Genomic DNA, 24,605 nt, shown 5'->3' with positions numbered 1-24,605 from the left:
TCACTCTATTTCTTAAAATAAGGGGTAAATTTTCTAACTAAAATTCTATCTATTTAATGAATTATAAACGTTAAATATTCAAAGCAATATTTAGGGTCTGTTGAAGGCTTGTTTTGTGCAGCACCTTGTTTTTTAGCCTATTTTTTTAGCTAATGTTGCCATCCGTTTATAGTTGGCTTAGCAGATTGTACCTTTGATACAACTCTAACTCATACTTATTTGGCTTATAGAAGGATTTTTTAAACCTGTTTTAGTTTTAGTAGTATAAACAACTGAAACATTCCAGTGTTTTATGTCTCAGGCTACAAACTACAAAAGTGTTTTTTTAAAACTCGCACTCTTTTATTGATATTATTTAGTGGACATCGAGTATTTCATCTTTATTACAGGATATTCCACTAGCCATAGTTTTCTCCAAAATCGCTTAGTGGATTAAATGCGTTATACTCTGCTAACTAAACCTACATCTATTTAAACATTTCAACAAACATCTTCATCTTAATACTATCTTTAACGCCCTTTGCCGACTCAATCCCGCCACTTACATCCACCGCTTGAATGGGTAATGCTAGGGTATCAGCAACATTCTCAGGTGTTAATCCACCCGCCAAGATAATGGGTAAGCTTGCATTTTTTGGTACCAGCGACCAATCAAAGCGCTCACCAGTGCCACCGTAAGCATTTTTGTGATAGGCATCGAGCAATATATTACTAGCGCCAGCCTGAGCATAGTCGTTGATTTGTTGTTGAATGCTATTTAAATTTAGGGTTTCTTTATTAATACGCAAGGCTTTAATCCAACGTTTGTTTACCCTACTGGCTAACTGTTGGCATTCAATAGCCGTCTCATCACCATGAAATTGAATGACGTCAAAAGGCACAGTGTTCGCCAATTCCACAAGGTCATCTTCACCCATATTAACCACCAAAGCCACAACACTCACAAACGCAGGCACCTGCTTAATGAGTTCTTTGGCATGCTCAGGTGTGACGGCACGCGGACTCGGTGGATAAAACACAAAACCCAATGCATCTACGCCAAGCGCTACCGCCTGCTTGACATCGTCTGCTTGAGTAAATCCGCAAAATTTAACGTGCATATGCCCTCTAATCGCTGTCCGTATTTAAGACCCTATCAAAATTAATCTCTAGGGACTGTTGAACATTTAAATAGATTGTCAAATAATCTTTATCGTAGCATACTTTTAGCTAATTTTAATGTTGGCAAATTTAAAGCTTTTATTCAGAGAATTCGTGATGACTCAGTCCGCCTTATCAGTTAGTTTATCTCCCTCCACCGAAAATTACGTGATATGGTTCCGCCGTGACCTCCGACTTCATGATAATACGGCATTAACCCATTTAATTGAAACAGCTAAACAAGCAGACTTAAGGCAGGCGGCTGCAAATAAGATAGATTCGGAAAAAATAAAGACGCCAGTTAAGACAACTATTAAAGCCTTATTTGTTATTACTCCTGAACAATGGCTCAACCATGATATGTCAGTGGTGCAACTGGATTTTATCTTTAGAACTCTAAAAAAGTTGGCGACTGCGCTATATGTACAGCTGGGCATTGAACTTGACTTATTGCAAAGCTCAAGTTTTAGCGACAGCATTGATAAAGTAGAGACCTTTTGTCAGCAACATAATATTGTCCATATTGCCAGTAACTATGAATATGAAGTAAACGAGATGGCTCGTGACCATATTATCGAGCAAAGGCTAAGTTCACAAAATATTCAGTTTGTCCGCTATCACGATCAATGTATCTTGCCGCCAAACTCTGTGACAACCGGTGATGGGAATATGTATAAGGTATTCACGCCATTTTATAACCGTTGGCAAAGTATTTTAGATGCCAGCCCAGTCTGTTTATATGAGATTGAGAATACATTAAATGCAGAAACTAACAGCCCGTTAAAAAAAGAGGATAAGTCTTTATCGCAAACATTAAAGACCATTCAACACTTGCATCAGAAAACGCTTAGGCTATTTGAGCACAATCGTGATTTAGATGCAGCAAATCATCACGCTCAACTAGCGTCTTGCCGTTCTAACTACCCTGCTGGAGAAGTCGCCGCCTGCCACCGACTTGATCACTTTATTGCTGATGATATTAATCGCTATGATCTCGGTCGAGACCAACCTTCTCTATCTGCTACCAGCCAGTTAGCAGCTTATCTAACAGTGGGCTCACTTAGCCCACGTTTATGCTATTTACAAGCAAAAAAAGCACTTGATGTTGGCAATTTGCAAAGGAGTTCGCAAGATATTTCTCGCTGGATAAGCGAGCTGGCTTGGCGAGATTTTTACCGACATGTGATAATGGATAGACCCGATATCGTCAAGCATCAAGCTTATAAACAGGCAACCGACCTAAGCATAAACTGGTCTTACGATAAAGAGGACTTTGCCAAATGGTGTCAAGGCTTAACTGGTGTACCCCTAGTTGATGCAGCCATGCGCTGCCTAAACCAAACGGGATTTATGCATAACCGACTGCGCATGGTAACCGCTATGTTTTTGACCAAAGACTTGTTGATAGACTGGCGCTGGGGCGAACGCTACTTTATGCAAAAACTGATAGACGGCGATTTTGCGTCTAATAATGGTGGCTGGCAATGGAGCGCTTCAGTTGGTACCGATGCTGCGCCCTACTTTAGAATTATGAACCCCTTTAGCCAAAGCAAAACGCATGATAAAGATGCTATCTTTATTAAAACATGGCTACCCGAATTAAAAGAGGTTCCCACGAAGATATTGCATGATGAGATTAAGCTGCGTAAAGTACTTAGCCCCACTGGCGAGTTTGCTCATGTGGATTATCCAGTACCAATGATTGAGCATAAAAAAGCCCGACTGTATGCCATCGAGCAGTTTAAGGGATAATTGGATATAGGGTTTATAGAAAGTGCTCACTTAGTAAGTATGGCTATGGTTTAGCAAGGCTTTTTAGCCACGATTGCAGCGGATATACTAGCGGTTTGGCGAGTTGCAGCGGCTAGATTTAGAGTGGCTACGTGACGCAAGAGACGCGCTTAATCGTAGCCGCTGCCTCGCCCAAAACGGTAGATAGGAGTGCAAAGCGTGATTGGCTTCAACCCCTTTTTGAAGTATACCCTCCTCTGAGCTATAAACCTATCAATCAACCGGTTGGCAAGCACCTGCTCCTTGAGTCGCCACGGTAACTTCTGCACCCGTCATGGCAAATAACTGCTGCATTTGAGTTTTGGCATTTTGCTCGGCTTGACTCATGACCCCATCTTTGCAGGCACGTTCTAATACCTCGCTCTTAGCACTCTTTTGAGCGGCGGCTAATATATCAGGATTGGCGTTTAGCATGCCAAACACGCCTGCCTGCCAGTCATATACCTCGATATCATCTAGATACACGCTAAAGATTTGTGAGGGCGGCAGGGTTATTAAAATATTCGGCATAATGGTAATGGGTAAATTGTCATTGCCATCGATAATTGCTTTTTGTTTAGCGGCTTCAATCTGCGCCTCAGTCGGCTCGCTAATTTGCACCATCTCCTCACTAATCTGGCTCAAGTCAACCCCTGCAACCACACGACCACGGGCAATAAACAAGCCCTTTTGCTCATCCGTCCATAGCCGTTGCCATGAGCCTTGTTTTTCACTGGTAATGACAGTATCAACATTATAAGACACGGTTTCTAAGCGGTTAAGGTTTTGAATCCGGCTGACCACCCCTTCTCGGCTGACTGCCTTAACTTGGGTGGTGGCCTCTTTATTAAATTGTGCCCATAATGCAACCGCTAAACCGATGATAATCAGCAACATCAAAAGCTTAACCCAGACACCCGAGGACTTAGTGGTAACTTTAGCAGATTGAGATTTAGGGTTAATCATATAGGCACACCTGTTTCGTTTAAGCAATTTGGGACAGTTTAAAGTTGCATACTGCTTTGTATACTGCTTTGTATTAAGCCATATCTTATTAATGATGGCAGTGGGCTGAATAACAAGCTTTTTATGTTGAAATAGCTAAGGCAGATTGAACCTCTGGTCAATAATTCAATAAGAAATCAGAAAAGTATTGCGTCAAAGCGCGACTTTACCTAACATAGGTGGATTGAACGCTATTATTTAAGCCTTGAAGCAATAAATTTGCATATATTTATATTTTAGCGAAAATTATGCGCTAACATCAGTGGTATTTATAATATTTAACCATTTACATTCATCATTTATTTAGTATTTATTCAGTTAAGTTGAGTCTGTTATGAGAGCCAGTCAATTTTTATTTGCCACACTAAAAGAAACCCCAAGCGATGCTGATATTGTATCAAGCCAATTGATGGTAAGAGCTGGACTGATTCGTAAGCTTGCCTCAGGGCTATATGTTTGGTTGCCTATGGGGCTTAGGGTTTTACAAAAAGTTGAAAAAATTGTCCGTGAAGAAATGCAAAACATCGGAGCACAAGAGGTGCTGATGCCAATGACTCAGCCGGCAGAATTATGGCAAGAATCTGGACGTTTTGAAGATTACGGCCCTGAGTTATTGCGTTTTACCGATCGCCATAATCGCGACTTTGTGCTTGGCCCGACTCATGAAGAAGTCATCACTGACTTAGCACGTGGCGAGCTACGCAGTTATAAACAGTTACCCATTACGTTCTTCCAAATTCAAAGTAAATTCCGTGACGAGATTCGCCCCCGCTTTGGTATCATGCGTGCCCGCGAATTTACTATGAAAGATGCCTATTCGTTTCATATCAATCAAGCATCATTGGCGCAAACTTATGAAGATATGTACGCTGCTTATACCCGTATCTTTAACCGTTTGGGCTTAAACTTTCGTGCGGTATTAGCTGACACTGGCTCAATTGGAGGGTCTGCCTCGCATGAGTTTCATGTGTTGGCAGACAGTGGCGAAGATGCTATTGCCTTCTCTAATGGCTCTGACTTTGCCGCTAACGTTGAGCTCGCCGAAGCCGTTTGTCATGATAAACGCCCTGCTCCCTCTGAGGCGCGCAAAAATGTTAGCACCCCTAAAGTCACAACCAATGAAGCATTGGCAGAGTTCCTTGATATCCCCTTATCAAAAACGGTAAAAACACTCATCGTTAAAGGTCATCATATCAATGACGATGGCAGCGAGGGCGATGCTCAACTAGTAGCGTTGGTGGTGCGTGGCGACCACACATTAAACGAGATTAAAGCAGAGAAAATCGCAGAGGTTGATACACCACTAACCTTTGCTACTGAAGAAGAAATGCAACAAGCAGGGCTGAAAAAAGGCTACATTGGTGTCGATTTAGATATGCCAGTGTATGTTGACCGTGCCGCGGCTGCCATGAGCGATTTTGTATCCGGTGCTAACGAGTATGACATGCATACTACTGGCATGAACTGGGATCGTGATGCCACCATTACCGATGTCGTTGATATCCGTAACGTCGTTGAAGGCGACCCCTCCCCTGATGGCAAAGGCACACTGAGCATTAAGCGTGGTATTGAGGTGGGGCATATCTTCCAATTGGGCGATAAGTACTCAAAGGCATTAAACTGCACCGTATCTGGGGAAACAGGCAAGCCTGAAACCTTGATGATGGGCTGCTATGGTATCGGTGTGAGCCGTATCATCGCTGCGATGATTGAGCAAAGCCATGATGACAACGGCATTATCTGGACCAAAACCCCAGAGCTTAAAGACTCTATTGCACCGTTTGATATTGCCATCGTACCGATGAAATCAAAAGAAGACACGGTTATGAATACTGCCGAAGCCCTATACGAGGAACTAAAAGCGAAAGGGCTTAACGTGATTCTAGATGACCGTAACGAGCGCCCTGGTGTTAAATTTGCTGACCTTGAACTCATTGGTATTCCACATCGTATTGTGGTGTCTGACCGTAACCTTTCAGACAATCGTGCCGAAGATAAATATGAGTATGTGAGCCGTGCAGATAGCGAGAAACAGCTATTAACCCGCGATGAAGTGATTGCTAAAGTGAGTGTTTAGTTTTTGCTCATTTAGCGTTTAGTTGGCTTAGCGTTTTAGTTGGCTTAGCTTCGACGTTTAGTTTGAAGTTTAGTTCAATGCGAAAAAGAACCTCGATTGGGGTTCTTTTTTTATGCTAGGTTTTGTAGTTAGTTCATTTATAGGCGTTTCATTTTTTGTAGGCATTAAGCTTTGCTAGCCTTAAAACTAAAAGATTAAGAGCTAAAAACAAAAAAGACTGGCCTCAACATCGTTACATTTATAAAAGGGAGAAATATGCGGGTCAAAGGTAGTCTCTTTTTAATAGGTTAGCTCGGTGCTCGTCCCTCGCACAAAAGCAAGCGCTTGTCTTCTTATAGTCATTGAGCACGTTACAGTCATTAAGCACGCACTTCTTGCAGGTAAACGTCAAAACTGAACTCCTTAAAGACTTCATACTTATATAAAATAAATAACCTTGACCATACTCCAACAATACACACCGAATACCAGGGACTATACAACGCTATACAGCTCCTAATCGACTGCAATTTAAACCCTTGACGCCTTTCCCTCAAATGCTTCTAGGTCTATCAACCGTATCGAACTCACTCAAATGGTTTAAACTTGATACCCCGTGTTAACGCCTTGTATTCAATATAACGACAATATTACGTATTTTAATTGCGGTATAATTATAGAACTAACACTTTTTCGATATTTTATTTTCGACGTTTTATTCGTTTTAAACAGTTAAAAGTGCTGTACTTTTGAAAATGACATTTGCACTAACTAAATTCTGAAGAGGTAAATTATGCAATTTGCGGTAATAGGGCTGGGGGCTTTTGGACGTACATGTGCCATAGAGCTTCAAAACCAAGGCAATGAGGTCATTGGAATCGATTTAGATGAACAAGAAATTGATAAGGTCAGTAATATTTTAAGTCATTCTGTCATCGCAGATGCCACCAATCAAGAGGTTATTAACGAGCTGAATTTAACCCAGCTTGATGGTGTGTTAGTCAGCATAGGCGATGATCTTGAGGCCAGTTTACTGTGCGCTTTAAACTTGATTAATCTAAAGGTAAAGAATCTGTGGGTTAAGGCCAAAACCGATGCTCACCATACTATTTTGGAAAGCATTGGGGTCAAAAACATCATCCATCCTGAGCAGGATATGGGCATTCGTATTGCCCAAGCGATGAACTATCCATTGGTTAAACAGTATTTATCACTGGGTAATGATGAGTTTATTATTCGCATTGACGTGCCACGAAACTGGCAATCACAAAAGGTGGGGGATGTGCAGCGTAAACATGTTAATACCTCCTTATTGATCGTTGTAAGAAATGGCGAAATCATACGTGACTTTGATGAGGATACGCTGTTGCAGCCTGCTGATAAACTTGTATTTAGCGGATTAATGAAACCTTTAAAAGCTTTAGCTAAGCACTTTCAAGTTGGGTATTAAAGGCGAGTTGAGGGCTGGACATTTGGGACGGATAAATAGCGGCTAATCAGCTGCTAAAAATTAGATTTTGGGCTTTATTATGTTTTTTTAAATAGTATATGTAGACCTTCAAAGGTATAAATAAAGGTATTTAAAATGCCAAACAAATCAACGCAATTATTATCGTCTCCACCAATGATATTGGCCATTGGTTTTTTGTTTTTGATTGCTTTGGGTAGCAGTCTGTTAAAACTCCCATTAGCAACCCATGATCCTATTACTGTTTTAGATGCCGCCTTTACGGCAACCTCAGCTGTGACAGTTACAGGGCTTGCAGTTGTGGATACAGCTAACTATACCAGATTTGGACAAGTGGTCATTGCCATACTCATTCAGCTTGGCGGGTTAGGCTTTATGACGTTTGCCGTGCTTGCTTTTTTTAGTTTGCAGCGCAGGTTAAATATTACTGGACAAAAGATTGCCCGTGAAGCGTTAGGTGGCACCAGTTTTACCGACATCATATCCACGGCAAAATATGTGGTATCGATTTCATTTATTATTGAGGCTTTAGGTTTTGTCGGTCTTACCTTGCTTTTTTCGCAAGAAATGCCTTGGTTTGAAGCAATGTATCATGGTTTCTTTTATACCATATCTGCTTTTAATAACGCTGGATTCGCCTTGACCAGTGAAAGCTTGACTCCTTATGTGGGACATACCGGTATTAACATCATTATAACCAGTTTAATTACTATGGGTGGACTTGGCTTTCTTGTCTTGAAAGACATAATAGATAAACGGCGGTGGCAAAAATTTAACGTCAATACTAAACTGGTAATAGTGGCCACGGTATTACTTAATATTATTGCTTTCATTTTATATTGGTTATTTGAGCATAATAACGTTAATACTCTAGGCATGTTAAGCTTGAGTGACCAGATAACAGCCGCATGGTTTCAGGCAATTACTCCGAGAACAGCAGGGTTTAATACTATACCTATTGATCAGCTCACAGATGCCAGTACGCTATTGACTATGTTTTTAATGTTTATTGGCGGTGGTTCATTGTCTACCGCCAGTGGTGTCAAATTGGGCACGTTTATAATTCTACTTTTAACCACTTGGGCTTATTTGAGACAACGTGACCATGTCACTATTTTTGAAAGACGTATTCCTGAGCGCCAAGTTCGAAAGTCATTGGCCTTATTTAGTATTACTATGTTGCTTATCTTTCTTAGTGTATTTATTTTGGCAATTATAGAAACAGAACATCCCTTAGAAGATGTGTTGTTTGAGGTGGTGTCAGCGCTGAGCACAGTGGGTCTATCTCGAGGTTTGACCACACAGCTAGATGAGCTGGGGCAAATTGTGATAATGTTTATGATGTATGCTGGCCGTGTAGGCCCGTTAACCCTCGCTTTTCTGATTGCGATGCCAAAGGCTACTCGAATACATTATCCAGAAACCAATGTGCTAGTGGGTTAAATTTTCTCCAACAGTTAGGCTTAGTCAAAGCATCATCACTTTTTATCTATTCGCGGAGATAACGTATGAAAACATCTTTAATGTTTGGTTTGTTACTCTTGTTAAATATAGGATTAACGGGCTGTGATAAATCCAAAGTTGATCCTAATATTGTCTATAGTGAAGAGAATAAAAGTCCTCTCGAAGCTCTTGAAACAGAAGATGTTATCTCCAAAGATATGCCATATCAACAACAGTTTTATGTGCCCGTCTATTCTAATATTTATGTGGATGAAGATAACCCCAAAGTGATGCTCTCTGCAACGCTTAGTATCCGTAACACTAGCCTGAATGATAGCTTTTATGTTACCAAAATTGACTATTACAACACCAAGGGCGATTTTGTGCGCCATTATTTGAACAACTCTATAGAATTGCCTCCTATGGGAACTTTGAACTATATTGTTGAAAAGTTAGATGATACTGGCGGTGCTGGTGCAAACTTTGTACTTGATATAGAAAGTAACTCAACGGATATTCAACCGTTGATAGAAACCATCATGATTGGTACATTCAGCAATAAAGGGTTTGCGTTTAATAGCTCCGCCATGGCTATGAATCCCACTGACCAAAAAACTAAGCCCAAAGATAATCCATAAGATAGCTCAAAAGATTAGGATCAGTTGAACGTACAAAAATTAGGACTGCTGAACCTAAAAATACATATAGACAGTGGCATGTTTGAATATTGGAATGTTCAACACACCAACAGCGCACTAACAACCAACAGCACACTAAAAAACCTCAGCATTGGTATGCTGAGGTTATGTATTACTCTCAAATAATTAAGCTCAAACTATTGACTCAATAAGTACAAGCCTAAAATAGAAGCCTGAAATTTAGCAATAAATCGAACCTGCTCTGAGTTATAGAGCTAAATGACTATCAACCTGACTATCTACCTAACTTGCTATCTACCTAAATGACTATCGAACAACTTAGTACATCATCCAATAAGCAGTTTTGTACAGTAAGATAGCTTTCGTTACCTAAAGCAACGGATACATCGGCACCGTCTTGACTGGTTTGCGCCGCTAGTTGGATAACATCATTAAATAAGTCGGATGAAAATTGTAGGATATCTCGATAGCCAACATCATTATTAAAATCGACAATGAGATCAGATCCTGCATTGGCATTTATAATGAAAGTATCATTCCCTATTCCCCCGACCAAGGTATCATTTCCCTCCCCCCCATCTAATATATCATCGCCTAGCCCACCATAGACACGATCATCACCGCCAAAGGCAATAATGAAGTCATCGCCGCGACCAGCATGTAGAATATCACTACTATTGGTTCCATTAACGCTGTCATTACCCTCACGAGCGAATACTATTTCGCCGGTAAGTGTATCATCATCGTCACTGCCTTCAATATGATCTGCAAGCTCGATGTCATATTTGCTAAACCATTTACGGATGGGCTGGGTATTCTCTAATGCTGTCTCGCCGATGGTATAGTTATAGTCGTGGCTCATCAGCTCTCGATCAAAACTAACCGACTCTACATTCTCTGCCTCGACAAGGTTATACTCATCTTTATTAACGAAGAACAAGGTATCGTCTTCCATTTTGAAGACATTCCAGTCTTTACTACGCCCAGCTATACGAATTTCATCACTCCCTTGACCGCCATCCACATGATCGACGCCCACGCCGGCTTTGATCGTATCATTGCCTAACCCAGCGTCAATATAATCAAAGTTACTTCCGCCTGCAATCAAATCACCATATTTACTTCCAATTAGGAATGCAGCACTACCAAAGTGACTTGACGTATGTGCCGCATCATCCTCGACCCAAGTTGTGCCACGACGCACTTCTGTCAAGTCAGCCACAATCACGGTACTGTCTTTTTGGGTATAATCATAAAAAGTAGACTCAGCAATGCGGGTTATCGCATCTGTCGTGAATCCATTAATATGTGCATACCAGCCGACTGGAATGTTCAATAATGAAAATAAGCTGACATCCCAAAGGGCAGAGGCATATACATCATTAAATAGGACGATATTATCTGTTGAACTCTCATAGGCTTTATCAGGGTTAACTAAGCCAAAATCAGCAGCTTGAACAGCAGATAAAAAATCTGGCGCATCGCCTGCAACTCGATGAACGACGTCGTTTTCATAGCCATAGTTAAAAACCACATCTGGGTTATCATACAAAGTAGGAACGGCAAAAGCCATATAATCAGAATCAGCAAAAAAACCCTCAGACAGCACCAAGCGCTCTGCAGCAATAACGTTAGTTACCCCAGCCCCAAGGCTGTAACCACTAATAAGTACATCACTGCCGGTTAAGCCATTCTCTAAAGCATAATCTTTTACAATTTTTAAAATAGGTTCAAAAAGCTCTTTACCTTCACGGGTATTTAGATTGAAATAATCGAATACATCAGCCAAATCATTCGTACCCGATATATTTAAGTTTATGCGTATTAATTTACCAGAATCATCATATTGACCGAAAATTTTAGCTTGAGGGCCCTCTACCGTAGTGCCGGTATAGAGGCTTTCAATTGTGAAGTAGCCGGATTTATCCAGCAAATCATCACTTACCCCTAAATCACTGGGAGATAGCTCGCGCCATCCATCAGGAATTCCAATATTTGTATCACTAGGAAATAAGTCGCCAGTAATATCATCTAGCGTATTTAGCACCTCATCAGCTGGAATGAAGCCTAAGAAACTTGAGGTATTGGTATATGATGAGAGGCGATTTGCATCGTCCACTAACTTTTTGGACTCATCACTTGAATAGTTTTTATAATCGAACATGCCCATGTACTGTATCCTTACGTTTTAGGGTTATCAAATTGACTTGAATCTAAGTTCAGTTAAGAGGTTTTTTAGAACTGACAGGGAATCTATTAAGCGGCTGAAAAGTCAAATACCATTGGCGCAAAGCGGACAATATTAAAACCTATGGTTTTACCCACCTATATAAAAATGGCATTCAAGTCACTAACGTTTCATCCCTGAAACCATTAACTAATAAAATTATGCCTGACATTCAGATAGGTAGCAATCAACCTACATTATTCGTAAATATAAAAAAACCCTAACTGAATCAATTGAGTAGGGTTTAAAGAATTATATTAATGACTGGTTGGTATTTATTTATATTATAAATCTATATTATTTGCTTATAAATCATGCGACATACTTTTGACGCACTGCCTTAGTCATTTCAACCATGTTGCTGAGCTGCTCGTTCACTTCTTCCCAATTGCGGGTTTTTAGACCGCAATCTGGGTTTATCCATAAACGCTCAATAGGAATGTATTGCTTAGCTTCTTCAATTACCACCGCCATGGCCTCAGCTTTTGGCGCGCGTGGGCTATGAATATCATAGACACCTGGTCCAATAGCGTTTCGATATCCGCCCTCTTTTCCTGACTCGGTAGACTTAAAAGCATCTAATAATTGTAGTCCTGAACGTGCCGTTTCAATGGTAATGACGTCTGCATCCATCTCTTGAATGTGATGCAAGCAATCATGGAAGCTTGAATAACACATGTGGGTATGGATCTGTGTTTCAGCTTTTGCACTACTGGCGGAATGCTTAAAAGTGTTTACCGCCTCCTTCCAATAATGTGACTGGTCGGCCGTTTTAAGGGGCAAACCTTCTCTAAATGCAGGCTCATCAATTTGAATAATTTTGATACCGGCTTGCTGTAAATCATTCACTTCTTGATTAATGGCTTCGGCTATCTGCAAGCGTAGAATATCACGTGTTTTCACATCACTTGGTGCAAATGACCAGTTTAAAATAGTTACAGGACCGGTCAGCATGCCCTTCATTGGCTTATCTGTTAAGCTTTGAGCGTAGGTTGTCCATTCTACTGTCATCGCACTTGGACGGCTAATATTACCCACAACAATTGGCGGACGAACACAACGTGTGCCATAGCTCTGCACCCAGCCATTTTGGCTTAACCAAAATCCATCCAGATATTGAGCAAAATATTCAACCATGTCAGTACGCTCTGCCTCCCCATGAACCAGTACATCGAGACCGAGATTCTCTTGCTGAGTCACGCAGCGTTCAATTTCCTGCTTAATAAGAGTTTGATATTCGCTGTTACCGATCTCACCTTTATTCCATTGGCGACGTGCTCGGCGAATCTCACTGGTTTGCGGAAATGAACCAATGGTTGTGGTCGGTAATAACGGTAAGTTTAGTACCTCTTGCTGAGTGGTATAACGCTCTTTAAACTCACCCTGTCGAGACTGTGCCCCTTCACTTAGCGGTGTTAAGTTAATGGTATGTGTTGCTGATTCACTATCAGCTGCAGTACCTGATGCAATTTGGGCACAAGTCACTACCTCTTTGAGCTTTTGTTTCGCAAAAGCAAGTTTTCCTGCAAGCTCGCTAGGTACTTCTTCAAAATCTATATCAACGGGAAGATGCAATAGTGATGAGCCAGTACCTACCCAAAGACGGTCATGCTCACCTATTTTCTTACTATTCATGCGCTCATTAGCTTCAACTAAGATGTTTTGGTATTTAGCAATATCAGTCGTCCAAACGCTACGCCCATCTACCACACCTAACGATAATATTTTATGTATCGGCAAATGATCAATCACTTGCAATACATACTGCTTAGGGCGAGCACTACGCGTTAAGTCGATATGTAAACCACTAATAGGGAGGTTACATGCAATATTACAATTATTACCTAACGTATCAAAATAACAGGCAACTATGAGCTGTGGTGGAGTCTGTTGTAGCCCATTATAAGCACGTTCAAATGCTTGCTGCCATTTAGCATCCAAATCTAACGCTAAAATTGGCTCATCCATTTGCACCCAATCCACACCACGTTTGCCCAACTCGTTTAACAATTTAGCATATACGGGCAGTAGGTTTGCTAAATGCTCTACCTTATTCTCAAGCTCTGATGACGCCAAATATAAAAAGCTTACTGGACCAACCAGTACCACTTTTAATGGCTTATCGCATTGATTGTTTTTTTCTAAGACTGCCTGCGCGTCATCGACTTGCTTAAAGATTTCGCTAAAATCAATATTTGAGAATGATTCGTCTGCACCGAGTTCAGGTACTAAATAATGATAGTTTGTGTCGAACCACTTGGTCATTTGCCAAGCAGCGGTGTCTTCAAACTGATTAGTATGGTCACGCCCACGAGCAAAATAAAACTGACGATCAAAAGGCTCTAGGATTTCGGCGCCTTCAAAACGTGGCGGGCAAACACCAAAGGCTACCGCTTGAGTTAGTACTAAATCGTAATGAGCAAAATCTCCCGTCGTAATGATGTCAAGGTCAGCATCAATTTGCTCTTGGATATTATCTGTAAACACCCGATAAAGTGTGTCTCGAGTTGCGGCTTTATCTTTTTTGCCTTTCCAATAATGCTCAAGTGCAAATTTGGTTTGACGTTGGTTACCAATACGTGGATAACCTAAAATATGGCTCGGTACATGATGTAAAGTGTCATTGATCAGCGTTGCTTTGGGGTCTGAATTGGTACTCATAACCTACTCCATTAATCATATTCACTAGCTAGTGATAAAATGAGTTATTATATGGAGTAATCATAATAGAGTTTATCATTGAATAAAAATCAGGTTATTCAATATAGGATGAATAGTATTCACTCATAGTTAATTTTGCCTGAGATTAAATGATATGATTAAATAACCTATAGTAAGTGTGAAGTAGTAAGTGTGAAGCACTATTATATAGATGGGCTTAATAGATGAGCTTAGCAATTACTTAACATCTGAATACTATTTACTTATGCCAAAATAGCGATCACTTATTCATCTATTCAAAAATAATTGGAATATTTTATCTACCTTAACGAATCAAATAACCGTAAAAAAGAACCATAAAAAAGAACCATAAAATGGCTTTATAACTTAAGAATATTGCAACACTTAGGGCAAGGCTATCACTACTATAATCAAAATAATCATCGACTATGCTAACAGTGAAATACGCCTTTTCATAAACTCAATAAAGGGTCAAAGTAATTTAAATTTATGTTCAGTAGATTAGCGCAAGCAATACGATAGTATGGCTCGCAAAAATGATATCGTAGACGTTTAATTAAGCACTTTAATGCAATAATTTGACAATAAGCAGACAATAGTAAGCGTCAATGCCTCCTTATGCTTATACTTGATGCTTATAATGGATGCTATAAAATCAAAGCAGGTTAAGCTATCAAGCCTTTTCAAGTTTTGAGCGGGCTTTGTCGACTGTTTTGAGTAACGATAATTTAAACTCTCCCTCTTTAAAGTTAACCACATCTGAGTGTGCTGCACAGAAATTACGAGTATCACACCATTCATGTGCAAGGCTCTCTAGCCAGTCGCAATATTGCTGACCCGCATTAGGCTCATCTTTTAAAGCCTGTTTGGTAGTAGGATGTATCATTAGCGAGGGCAGAATTGCTTTCAGAAATTTTGCCGGCGGGGTCATTAAAGTATCATCGACGTGCACGCTTTTGCTGGCTGAATGATAAGCCAGTAATGAACCAGCATGGATCATCTCGTTGGGATGAATGTAGTGAATACCTTGACAGATAGAAAACTCAAGTTCAGGATAACGCTGTGCCACTGCTTCACTTTCAACAAAATCATTCTCCCACTGTACTTCGGGTACTCTCGTATGATGACGACTACTCCCATAGTTCACAGCGTTTGGGAAGTCTTTTGCCATCTGCGCACAGTGTACCGTGTGAAAAGGATGAAGATTTAATATAGCTTCAACCTTCTCTCCGTTATTAGTTAGTGTCATTACTTTAGCACGCACATTACCCTCTAGCGTATAGCTATCAAGAAAAATAAACTTGCCTGAATTTAATTTTACCAGTGAGCAATGAGTGCCAATATCTAATAGCCCCCCTATTTTGAATGACCCACGTATGTTCCAGAATCCTGATCCTAAATCAATGATGTTATCTGACATTTGTCATTCCTTGTTTTTTAAAGTTGTAAAATTTATAAGATATACCTCATTCTCAACTCTTAACGTAGGCTGAGGCTTTAGTCCAGCATTTTTAATTAAAGGTCATGATTTGCTGGTCTAAAAGCACCAGCATACAGCGAATTTAAATAAGTTGAGAACGGGATAAGATATAAAATAATTATGTAGGGTAATAATAAATTTTGCTGTGACTATTATGAAAGCTTGAGACTCAAGTGTCTGTAATAAAAATATATTAAATATTTAGTTTTTAATAGGGCGTGTAAGTGGATAAATTTAAGTTTGCTATAATAAATTCTTTATTTATTGAAAAAATTAAAAATGTCGTCATATTTAAATTTAACTTATTATTGATCTATTAAACTCTATAAGGCTTAATCTCAAAATCACTGTTTTGAGGCAAGGTTTCTTTAGGTAAAGTTTTATTAGGTAATGTCAATCAATGTCTTATTATTTCGCCAAAATTAGATAACGTCTTAACGTATGAAGGGCAAGAGTGCTTATCTTAAGGGTAAGTGTTTATTATTTTTTATTTATTTTATACTTAAAATTTTTTTAATGATAAGGGCTAATAATGACTGCTTCTCAGCTTAAAAATGAGCTTACAACGTTTAAAAAGGTTCAAACAGCGTATATAAATGGTGCTTATTTACCCGTAGATACGTCGCTTAAAACATTTGATACCATCAATCCAGCTACGGGAGAGGTTATCGCTAAGATTCAACAAACGTCAAGTGAACAGGTGGATCAGGCGGTAAAAGCAGCCGAGAAAGGTCAAAAGGTTTGGGCCAGTATGACGCCCGTTGAGCGCAGTCGTATTCTCCTTAAAGCGGTTGATATATTACGGGAACGCAATGATGAGCTTGCCGTTTTAGAGACTCTAGAAACCGGTAAAGGAATTTCAGAAACCAAGTACGTTGACATCGTGACGGGGGCAGATGTCGTTGAGTATTATGCGGGGTTAGCCCCAGCGTTAGAGGGTCGTCAAATTCCGCTTCGAGAATCGAGTTTTGTCTATACCCGTGAAGAGCCATTAGGGGTAGTGGCAGGTATTGGTGCATGGAACTACCCTATCCAGATCGCCATGTGGAAGTCAGCACCTGCTTTGGCTGCAGGAAATGCCATGGTTTTCAAACCCTCAGAAGTTACTCCGCTATCTGCTTTAAAACTGGCTGAAATTTATTCAGAAGCCGGGTTACCTGACGGTGTGTTTAATGTCGTTCAGGGAAATTATGAAGTGGGCAGTGCGCTTACTAATCATCCTGATATCGCAAAAGTATCTTTCACTGGCGGCGTTGATACGGGTAAAAAAGTGATGGAGGCCGCAGCATCTTCTACCTTAAAAGACATTACCATGGAGCTTGGTGGTAAATCGCCTTTGATTGTATTTGATGATGCAGATATTGATTTAGCGGCGGATATCGCTATGATGGCTAATTTTTATAGTTCAGGTCAAGTCTGTACCAATGGTACCCGTGTCTTTGTTCCACATTCTCTAAAAGCTAAATTTGAACAGGCTATCGTTGAGCGTGTCAATCGTATTAAACTTGGCGATCCTATGGATGAGAGTGTCACTATGGGCCCTATGGTTAGTTTTAGCCACATGGATAATGTACTTAGCTACATTGAAGACGGAAAAGCAGGTGGCGCAACCCTATTGTGCGGTGGCAAGCGCGTAACGACTGGCGACTTTGCGAAAGGCGCTTATGTTGCTCCGACGGTATTTACTGATTGTACCGATGACATGCGTATCGTACGGGAAGAAATCTTTGGTCCAGTCATGTCTATTTTAAGCTACGACACTGAAGAGGAAGCTATACGCCGTGCGAATGATACCACTTACGGCTTAGCAGCTGGTATTGTTACGAAAGACTTAACCAGAGCTCATCGAGTAATTGGTCAGATTGAAGCAGGTATTTGTTGGATCAATACGTGGGGTGAATCACCTGCACAAATGCCTGTAGGGGGCTACAAGCACTCAGGAGTTGGTCGTGAAAATGGTATTCAGACACTGCAACATTACACTCAAACTAAGTCGGTGCAAATTGAACTGGGTAAATTTGAGTCTGTATTTTAAATAAGCAATAAAAGCTATTAACCTTTATTACTATTACTTGTTTCGACTTAATAGCGGCTTTTAAGTTTTGACCTGAATGTTTAATGTATTAAAGCTACGAGAACAGCTTTAAAAGGACAGTGTTATGACCACAACTAAATCAGAATTTGACTATATTATTGTCGGTGCTGGCTCTGCAGGGAATGTGCTGGCAACTCGGTTGACGGAAGATACAGACATATCCGTATTGTTACTTGAGGCGGGGCGTCCCGATCATCGTTTGGATTTCCGGACGCAAATGCCAGCGGCATTAGCCATGCCGCTACAAGGTACGACTTATAACTGGGGCTACAAAACAGAACCTGAACCCTATATGAATAATAGGGTGATGGACTGTGGACGCGGTAAGGGACTTGGCGGATCCTCACTCATTAACGGCATGTGCTATATACGAGGTAATGCGCTGGACTTCGATGATTGGGCAAAGATCAAAGGTTTAGAGGATTGGACCTATTTAGACTGTCTTCCATACTTTAGAAAATGTGAAAATCGTGACGCTGGGGAAAATGATTATCATGGGGTCGGCGGACCCGTCGAGGTAACCACATCTAAGCCGAATGTCAATCCTTTATATGAAGCGATGATAGAGGCAGGGGTGCAAGCTGGTTACCCTCGTACTGACGACTTAAATGGCTATCAGCAAGAAGGCTTTGGTCCTATGGATAGGTTCGTTACCCCTAATGGTCGCCGTGCATCAACGGCACGAGGATATTTGGATAAAGCCAAGCCACGTAGCAACATTACTATTCTAACTGGCGCATTGACAGACGTTATTCTTTTTGAGGGCAACAGAGCAGTAGGCGTCAAAGTTGAGCATCAAGGACAAACGAAACAGTTTCAAGCCAGTCGTGAAGTCATCGTGTCATCTGGAGCAATCGGATCACCGCAATTATTACAACGATCAGGCATCGGTCCAGCACAGTGGCTACAAGAACTAGATATACCAGTGGTATTAGACTTACCCGGTGTGGGTAATAATCTGCAAGATCATTTAGAGATCTATATGCAGTACGAATGTACCCAGCCTGTGTCTATTGCACCAGCAAATAAATGGTGGAATAAGCCTGCCATCGGTGCTGAGTGGTTATTGATGGGAACGGGTCTTGGGGCGACTAATCACTTCGAAGGTGGCGGCTTTATACGCACGCATGAAGAGTTTACTCATCCCAATGTTCAATATCACTTTTTGCCATTAGCAGTACGTTATGATGGACGGAACGCTATTGATAATCATAGCTTTCAAGCTCATGTGGGCTCGTTACGCTCTCCAAGTCGTGGTCGTGTGAAGTTAAAATCACGTGATCCAAATGAGCATCCAAGTATACTGTTTAATTATATGTCGACTGAGCAAGACTGGCGAGAGTTTAGAGCAGCCATTCGTATTACTCGTGAGATTATTAATCAACCCGCCTTAGATCCTTATCGTGGTAAAGCGATATCTCCGACCGATGATTTGGTGACAGATCAGCAGTTAGATGATTACGTGCGCGAGCATGGTGAAACGGCCTATCACCCTTCATGTACTTGTGCAATGGGCTATCATGAGCAAGCTGTGGTAAATGAGGAAGGTTTGGTACATGGTATGCAAGGGCTGCGTGTTGTTGATGCGTCCATTATGCCAAACATCATTAGCGGCAACCTAAATGCCACAACTATTATGATGGCGGAAAAAATAGCTGATACAATGCGGGGTAGAAAGCTACCACGATCAACTGCCGACTATTATGTGGCTAATAATACTCCTATACGAGGGGAGCCTCTACGTCATTTTGAGCCAAACCTTGCATAACGCTCAACTTTTAAACTGGTAGGCGTTTGCTTAAACATCGCTTTTTTAAAACGGATTGAATGCTTGCGAATGGTGTTGCTTTTCTACTGGTCAAATAGGTTTTATGTTTTATATAGTGGAAAAGCTAACACCCTTTTTTTATTAACAGATTAAAATAGTCATAACTGAGGTCTTTTATGAATAGCTCCCCCTCAAAGGATTTGACCGATCATAAAGAGGTTTTAAGTTTAAATAAGACAGTCTTTATTGGTTCTGCGATTATCTCGATTCTACTTATCATTTGGACAATCTCTTTTCCTACGTATAGTGAAAGTTTATTAAGCGCCAGTATGAGCTGGGTATCTAATAGCCTAGGCTGGTATTACATGCTCGTCATCGCTGCATATAGTATATTTTCCCTATTCGTTGGCCTGTCAAGCTATGGCGATATCAAGCTAGGTCAAGACCATGAGAAGGCTCAGTTTCCATTTCTGACGTGGGCCGCTATGCTATTCTCAGCAGGTATCGGTATTGACCTGCTTTTTTTTGGCGCATCAGAACCCTTAATGCATTATCTGACACCTCATAGTGGGTTAACGCCTGAAAGTGCTGAAGCCATGCGTCAGGCATTGCCTCAGACTTTCCTACATTGGGGGCTACATGGTTGGGGTATCTATGCGTTAATTGGTATGACCTTAGCCTATTTTGCCTATCGTAAGAATATGCCTTTGGCCTTGCGCTCTGCTCTGACCCCCATATTTGGTGAAAAGTTGGTCAAAGGCTGGCTAGGCGATGGCGTCGATACCTTTGGTGTGGTGTGTACCTTAATGGGGATTGCCACCAGTTTGGGTATCGGGGTTCTACAGGCTAATGCGGGTTTGACGCATGTATTTGGTATTGCCGATAGCAAAACAGTACAAAGTCTTATTATTATTTCAGTCATTATCGTGGCAGGGTTATCTGCGATGACGGGGGTTGAGCGCGGTGTACGCCGATTGTCTGAGTTCAATATGATAACGGCGTTACTGTTATTACTGGCTATTTTGTTTATGGGTAATACGGTATATTTATTAAATGCGTTTACTCAAAATATTGGCGATTATTTCCAAACTGTGGTGGCTAAAACCTTTGATGTTTATGCCTATGAGGGGGATGCAGGGGCAGAATGGAAATCATGGTGGACCATCTTCTTTTGGGCATGGTGGGTCGCTTGGGCGCCCTTTGTTGGATTGTTTATTGCGCGTATTAGTCGTGGACGGACGCTGCGAGAATTTGTATTTGGGGTAATGTTTATTCCGTTAGGCTTTATTTTCGCTTGGTTCTCTATCTTCGGTAACTCAGCGATTGATTTGGTCAATAATGGCGCAACTGAACTTGGTGAAATTGCGGTTAATAATGCGCCTATGGGATTATTTGCATTATTTGAGTACTTTCCATTTAGCGATATTTTATCTTTTGCCGGCGTTATTATTGGATTAGTATTCTTTGTGACCTCTGCAGATTCAGGTGCTTTGGTTTTATCTAACTTAAGCTCAAGAGGTCTGGCCAATGATGCAGATGCACCCGTTTGGTTGCGACTATTTTGGGCAGCTGCTACAGGGTTAATTACACTAGGTTTATTATTTGCGGGTGGGTTTACTTCGCTACAATCTGTTTCTGTTATTGCTGGATTACCGTTTTCAGTTATCTTGGTACTTTATATGATAGCAATGTGGAAGTCATTGAAAGAAGAGGGTAACAAGCGTAAGGCCAGTGCAGTTGGAACTGCAAGTGTTCTTAATAATGGTAAAACGTGGAAAGCTAGGCTACAACGTATCGTCAGCTTCCCGAATAGAAAACAAGTACAAGCATTCTTACTCAATACTGTGTTACCTGCTATGCAAGAGGTTCAGTCGGAATTAAATAATGGCGGACTTGCTACACAGCTGGTTGAACATGATGGTTCAATAGGCTTTGAAGGCTTGAGCCTAAAAGTTGGACATGGCACTGAAGATGATTTCGTCTATGACGTCTATTTGGTTAAAGCTGAAAGACCCAGCTTTATGCTATCAAGCTCCACCAAGCAGGCTGAATACTATTATCGTGCTGAAGTATTTTTAGGTGAAGGATCTCAGGAGTATGATTTAGTAGGCTACACCAAAGAGCAAGTGTTGGTCGATATATTAAATCAATATGAGCGTCATATGCAGTATCTGCATCTTGAGCGTTAAAATCATTATCTAAACATAAACACTTTATTTTTATAAAAAAACTTGCAAAGCATTGAAAACTTGCTAAAATACTCAACCTCTATAGGCGTATAGCTCAGTTGGTTAGAGCGCCACCTTGACATGGTGGAGGTCGCTAGTTCGAATCTAGTTACGCCTACCAAGATTTAGCCCTTGTAACTCACTGAGTTGCAGGGGTTTTTTAATATCTAAAGATTTAGACTATTACCTATTAGTTAGTAGATTAGTTAATACTAAAAAGCTACCTGTCGAGATTTTAGCAAAGATAATAGGTCATAAAGATTTAAAAGCCGTGCTTAACGTCTTTATAACCTATCCGCTGATGAGTTATATCATAGTATTTATGGGAATTGACTATCTGGACGAATTAAAATTCACCGCTTTGCCACAATGCAAGACGAAGAGTCGCACCACCTGTCGCAACAGTTACCGCAATGGCTATTAAAGCTGCTGCCGCTGGGGTTAACCCTTCTTGTTCATAATTCCAGTTTTTCTGAATCAGATCAACTTGTTGCCAGTTAATATGACCGCGTTTTTCTAAGTCTGCTAAATACCCATAGCCAGACTGCTTTGATAATTCTAATGCGATCTTACCTAAGTCATCTTGGCCTAGGTTAATTCTGTTTTTTGCTTGGTTGTTCTCATTAAGGCTAACTTCCACGGGAATTTGGACAACGACCCCGTTTGGTGAAATGATGGTCTGAGTTTGGTTAAACTTGGGTAACTGTGCCGTTGTTTCGATTGAGCCTGAATCCACCGTCTAATGTTGTCCTCATTTAAACACTTGGATCTAAGGACTTGTCAAAATATACATGCTCAATAGGTTGAAATATATCAGCTACCTCAAAATTCTCATGTAGCATTAACGTAAAGCAAAAATCTGCATCTGTTGCTCTCAAAAAGCTTCCTGTAGATACATCAAATAGATAAATCAAACACAAATTTCTAATCCAGCAAGTCAATAAGAAAATAACGTCCTCTTCTACGATATAATTCATATTCAATTTAGCCAGTTTTTTTAACCTTTCATCAATATTATCTCCCAATCCGTAATAAAGATTAGGGTCTCTACCTTCTGAATCATTTACTATGATATGAGATGCTAAAAAATGACAATCATAGTATTTTTTAGGCTTTGTTGAAAATTCATCGTAAAACATTTTTAAAAATGTAACAAATTTATTTTCAATTACTAAATATTCATCTATACAGTCAACGCCAAACCTTTCGATATAATTAGAAATATTATCCCATTTTCTTGCATTTAAAGCATCATCATCTTTAAATCTTGAAATCAAATAAAACTGATTACTCATTAATCTGCTACCCTTTTTAAATGAATATCATAACTACCTGTCCTAACTTTGGTATCTGAGCTTCCTATTTCAGCTGCTTTAATTGCAGCACTCTCATTATTAAAACCTTTAAAAACATCTCCACTATGACTTGTATTAGAACGTACTAAATACTTAGGCGACCCTTTTTTATTATATAATACTTTTTGCCCGCCGACTTTTTTTAGTGATCATATCTCTATCAGCTTTCTTAGTAACATCACCCCCAAAATCTTGAACATGCTTTCCTAATTTTCTACCGAGCTGAGTGCTGTTTACTGTAAATGTAGGAATCTCTGTGTTTTTAAGGTATGTATAACAAGCATTATGCACCCAAACGCCAAACTCACCGATATGATAAGTATGGAATTCATCTACCTCAAAGTTATATACGGTATCCGTTTTATCCAGCTTGGTTTAGCTAACAACTTTGAGCGTTTGCTCATTGTCACGGTTAACAAGCGTCATTCCTGCTTGAAGCATCTTAGCAGGTAGCCATCCTGCACTCACTACCCAAAATGGATGCTCTTCTGTGGTTTGGTAGGTTTTGGTATTGCTATTATCTACCTACTGATATCCTTATATTGACTATAAGTTTATATATATTAAGAATTATACGCCTAAAAAATCATATTACTTCTTTCATAAATAGCTTTAGCAAATCTTAATATGATATCTAAATCACCGTAGAAAAATTTTTCACTATCCAATATGTTCCATCCCTTATACTGACTTTCTAAGAATAGTTTTTCTAATAAAAAACTATCTGCTGCTACAAGAATATATTCTCCAGATACTTGATAAACCAAAACATCTAGGTTTGAATTAAAACATGTAATCGTTTCAGTACATACGTAAGGAAGCGATGAACGAACTCTAATATAGTTATCTAAAGTTAATGGTGCTTTTGCTACACCACAAGGATAAAATTTTTGGTAGGAATAAGTTTCTTGGGATAAGTCTTCCAAATCACTTAAACATGTCCAGTAGAATTCTTGATCATTAAATTCACTCTTTATATTTTCTAACCTACTAAAAAAACACTCATCCCAGTCTTCAATATTTTCATTTAAAGTTTCAGGAGAAACTAATGCAATCTTCCAGTTTTTAACTAATGCAAAAACTGGATTAATTATAGGAATAAAGGTTTGAACATTATTCAATACCTCACTAACCTTTTTCAAGTCTTCATTGTTAGTATTTAAAAAAATTTCCTTTACTTTTTCATCTTTTGGAAACCATGGTTCACTATATTCTTCTCTCATATTTAA

The 24,605-nt window shown here is 40.0% G+C and carries 16 protein-coding genes, 1 tRNA gene and 1 pseudogene; 9 read left to right on the top strand and 9 right to left on the bottom strand.

Translation table 11 applies throughout. From position 1 onward, the window contains the following. Positions 1-467: 467 nt before the first annotated feature. Positions 468-1,100 carry a phosphoribosylanthranilate isomerase gene (locus tag AC2SLL_RS00460; protein WP_486529706.1) on the bottom strand — a complete coding sequence of 211 codons (633 nt, stop codon included), beginning with the start codon at positions 1,098-1,100 and terminating at the stop codon, positions 468-470. 157 nt (positions 1,101-1,257) lie between these two features. Between AC2SLL_RS00460 and AC2SLL_RS00455 the strand changes: the two genes are divergently transcribed. Beyond that, a complete protein-coding gene (locus AC2SLL_RS00455; protein WP_486529705.1) occupies positions 1,258-2,892 on the top strand; it encodes a cryptochrome/photolyase family protein in 1,635 nt (544 codons plus the stop codon). A 252-nt stretch (positions 2,893-3,144) separates the two neighbouring features. On the opposite strand, the gene AC2SLL_RS00450 is transcribed toward AC2SLL_RS00455, so the two are convergent. Then, positions 3,145-3,876, bottom strand: coding sequence for a DUF4230 domain-containing protein (locus AC2SLL_RS00450; protein ID WP_486529704.1), 732 nt, complete (start codon positions 3,874-3,876; stop codon positions 3,145-3,147). Between the two features lie 373 nt (positions 3,877-4,249). Here AC2SLL_RS00450 and AC2SLL_RS00445 point away from each other — a divergent pair, with 373 nt between their 5' ends. From AC2SLL_RS00445 to AC2SLL_RS00430, 4 genes are all read left to right on the top strand, one after another. Further along, complete coding sequence (locus tag AC2SLL_RS00445) at positions 4,250-5,992, top strand: proline--tRNA ligase (protein ID WP_486529703.1); 1,743 nt, start codon at positions 4,250-4,252, stop codon at positions 5,990-5,992. A gap of 772 nt (positions 5,993-6,764) precedes the next feature. Then, the gene (locus AC2SLL_RS00440; protein WP_486529702.1) at positions 6,765-7,421 is read left to right on the top strand and encodes a potassium channel family protein; all 657 of its coding nucleotides are present in this window, start codon (positions 6,765-6,767) and stop codon (positions 7,419-7,421) included. Between the two features lie 135 nt (positions 7,422-7,556). Further along, complete coding sequence (locus AC2SLL_RS00435) at positions 7,557-8,882, top strand: TrkH family potassium uptake protein (RefSeq protein ID WP_486529701.1); 1,326 nt, start codon at positions 7,557-7,559, stop codon at positions 8,880-8,882. A 65-nt stretch (positions 8,883-8,947) separates the two neighbouring features. Next, complete coding sequence (locus AC2SLL_RS00430) at positions 8,948-9,520, top strand: DUF3124 domain-containing protein (protein ID WP_486529700.1); 573 nt, start codon at positions 8,948-8,950, stop codon at positions 9,518-9,520. A gap of 319 nt (positions 9,521-9,839) precedes the next feature. Here the strand turns inward: AC2SLL_RS00430 and AC2SLL_RS00425 are convergent, their stop codons facing one another. The 3 genes from AC2SLL_RS00425 to AC2SLL_RS00415 form a co-directional block, all read right to left on the bottom strand. Further along, positions 9,840-11,711, bottom strand: a complete 1,872-nt coding sequence (locus tag AC2SLL_RS00425; protein WP_486529699.1) for a calcium-binding protein — start codon at positions 11,709-11,711, stop codon at positions 9,840-9,842. Positions 11,712-12,080: 369 nt separating this feature from the next. Next, positions 12,081-14,429, bottom strand: coding sequence for a 5-methyltetrahydropteroyltriglutamate--homocysteine S-methyltransferase (metE, locus tag AC2SLL_RS00420; RefSeq protein ID WP_486529698.1), 2,349 nt, complete (start codon positions 14,427-14,429; stop codon positions 12,081-12,083). Between the two features lie 694 nt (positions 14,430-15,123). After that, on the bottom strand, positions 15,124-15,870 hold the full coding sequence (locus AC2SLL_RS00415) for a hypothetical protein (RefSeq protein ID WP_486529697.1): 747 nt from the start codon (positions 15,868-15,870) through the stop codon (positions 15,124-15,126). Positions 15,871-16,462: 592 nt separating this feature from the next. Here AC2SLL_RS00415 and betB point away from each other — a divergent pair. From betB to AC2SLL_RS00395, 4 genes are all read left to right on the top strand, one after another. After that, positions 16,463-17,965 carry a betaine-aldehyde dehydrogenase gene (betB, locus tag AC2SLL_RS00410; RefSeq protein WP_486529696.1) on the top strand — a complete coding sequence of 501 codons (1,503 nt, stop codon included), beginning with the start codon at positions 16,463-16,465 and terminating at the stop codon, positions 17,963-17,965. Between the two features lie 124 nt (positions 17,966-18,089). Beyond that, a complete protein-coding gene (gene betA / locus AC2SLL_RS00405) occupies positions 18,090-19,793 on the top strand; it encodes a choline dehydrogenase (RefSeq protein ID WP_486529695.1) in 1,704 nt (567 codons plus the stop codon). Between the two features lie 176 nt (positions 19,794-19,969). Next, the gene (gene betT, locus AC2SLL_RS00400) at positions 19,970-21,982 is read left to right on the top strand and encodes a choline BCCT transporter BetT (protein ID WP_486529694.1); all 2,013 of its coding nucleotides are present in this window, start codon (positions 19,970-19,972) and stop codon (positions 21,980-21,982) included. 83 nt (positions 21,983-22,065) lie between these two features. After that, a tRNA-Val gene (locus tag AC2SLL_RS00395) sits at positions 22,066-22,142 on the top strand. Positions 22,143-22,367: 225 nt separating this feature from the next. Here the strand turns inward: AC2SLL_RS00395 and AC2SLL_RS00390 are convergent. The 4 genes and pseudogenes from AC2SLL_RS00390 to AC2SLL_RS00375 all read right to left on the bottom strand — a co-directional run bounded on the left by AC2SLL_RS00390 (position 22,368) and on the right by AC2SLL_RS00375 (position 24,599). Continuing rightward, a complete protein-coding gene (locus tag AC2SLL_RS00390; protein ID WP_486529693.1) occupies positions 22,368-22,757 on the bottom strand; it encodes a hypothetical protein in 390 nt (129 codons plus the stop codon). A gap of 19 nt (positions 22,758-22,776) precedes the next feature. Continuing rightward, positions 22,777-23,316, bottom strand: a complete 540-nt coding sequence (locus tag AC2SLL_RS00385) for a hypothetical protein (protein WP_486529692.1) — start codon at positions 23,314-23,316, stop codon at positions 22,777-22,779. Continuing rightward, positions 23,316-23,501: pseudogene (locus AC2SLL_RS00380) on the bottom strand (toxin C-terminal domain-containing protein); the annotation flags it as partial. The gene AC2SLL_RS00385 and the pseudogene AC2SLL_RS00380, both read right to left, overlap by 1 nt. A 453-nt stretch (positions 23,502-23,954) precedes the next feature. After that, positions 23,955-24,599, bottom strand: coding sequence for a hypothetical protein (locus tag AC2SLL_RS00375; protein ID WP_486529691.1), 645 nt, complete (start codon positions 24,597-24,599; stop codon positions 23,955-23,957). Between the last annotated feature and the right edge of the window lie 6 nt (positions 24,600-24,605).

The organism is Psychrobacter sp. CX97, from assembly GCF_057396285.1.
The sequence above is the reverse complement of the archived record's forward strand: the minus strand, read 5'-3'. Positions and strand labels throughout refer to the sequence as shown.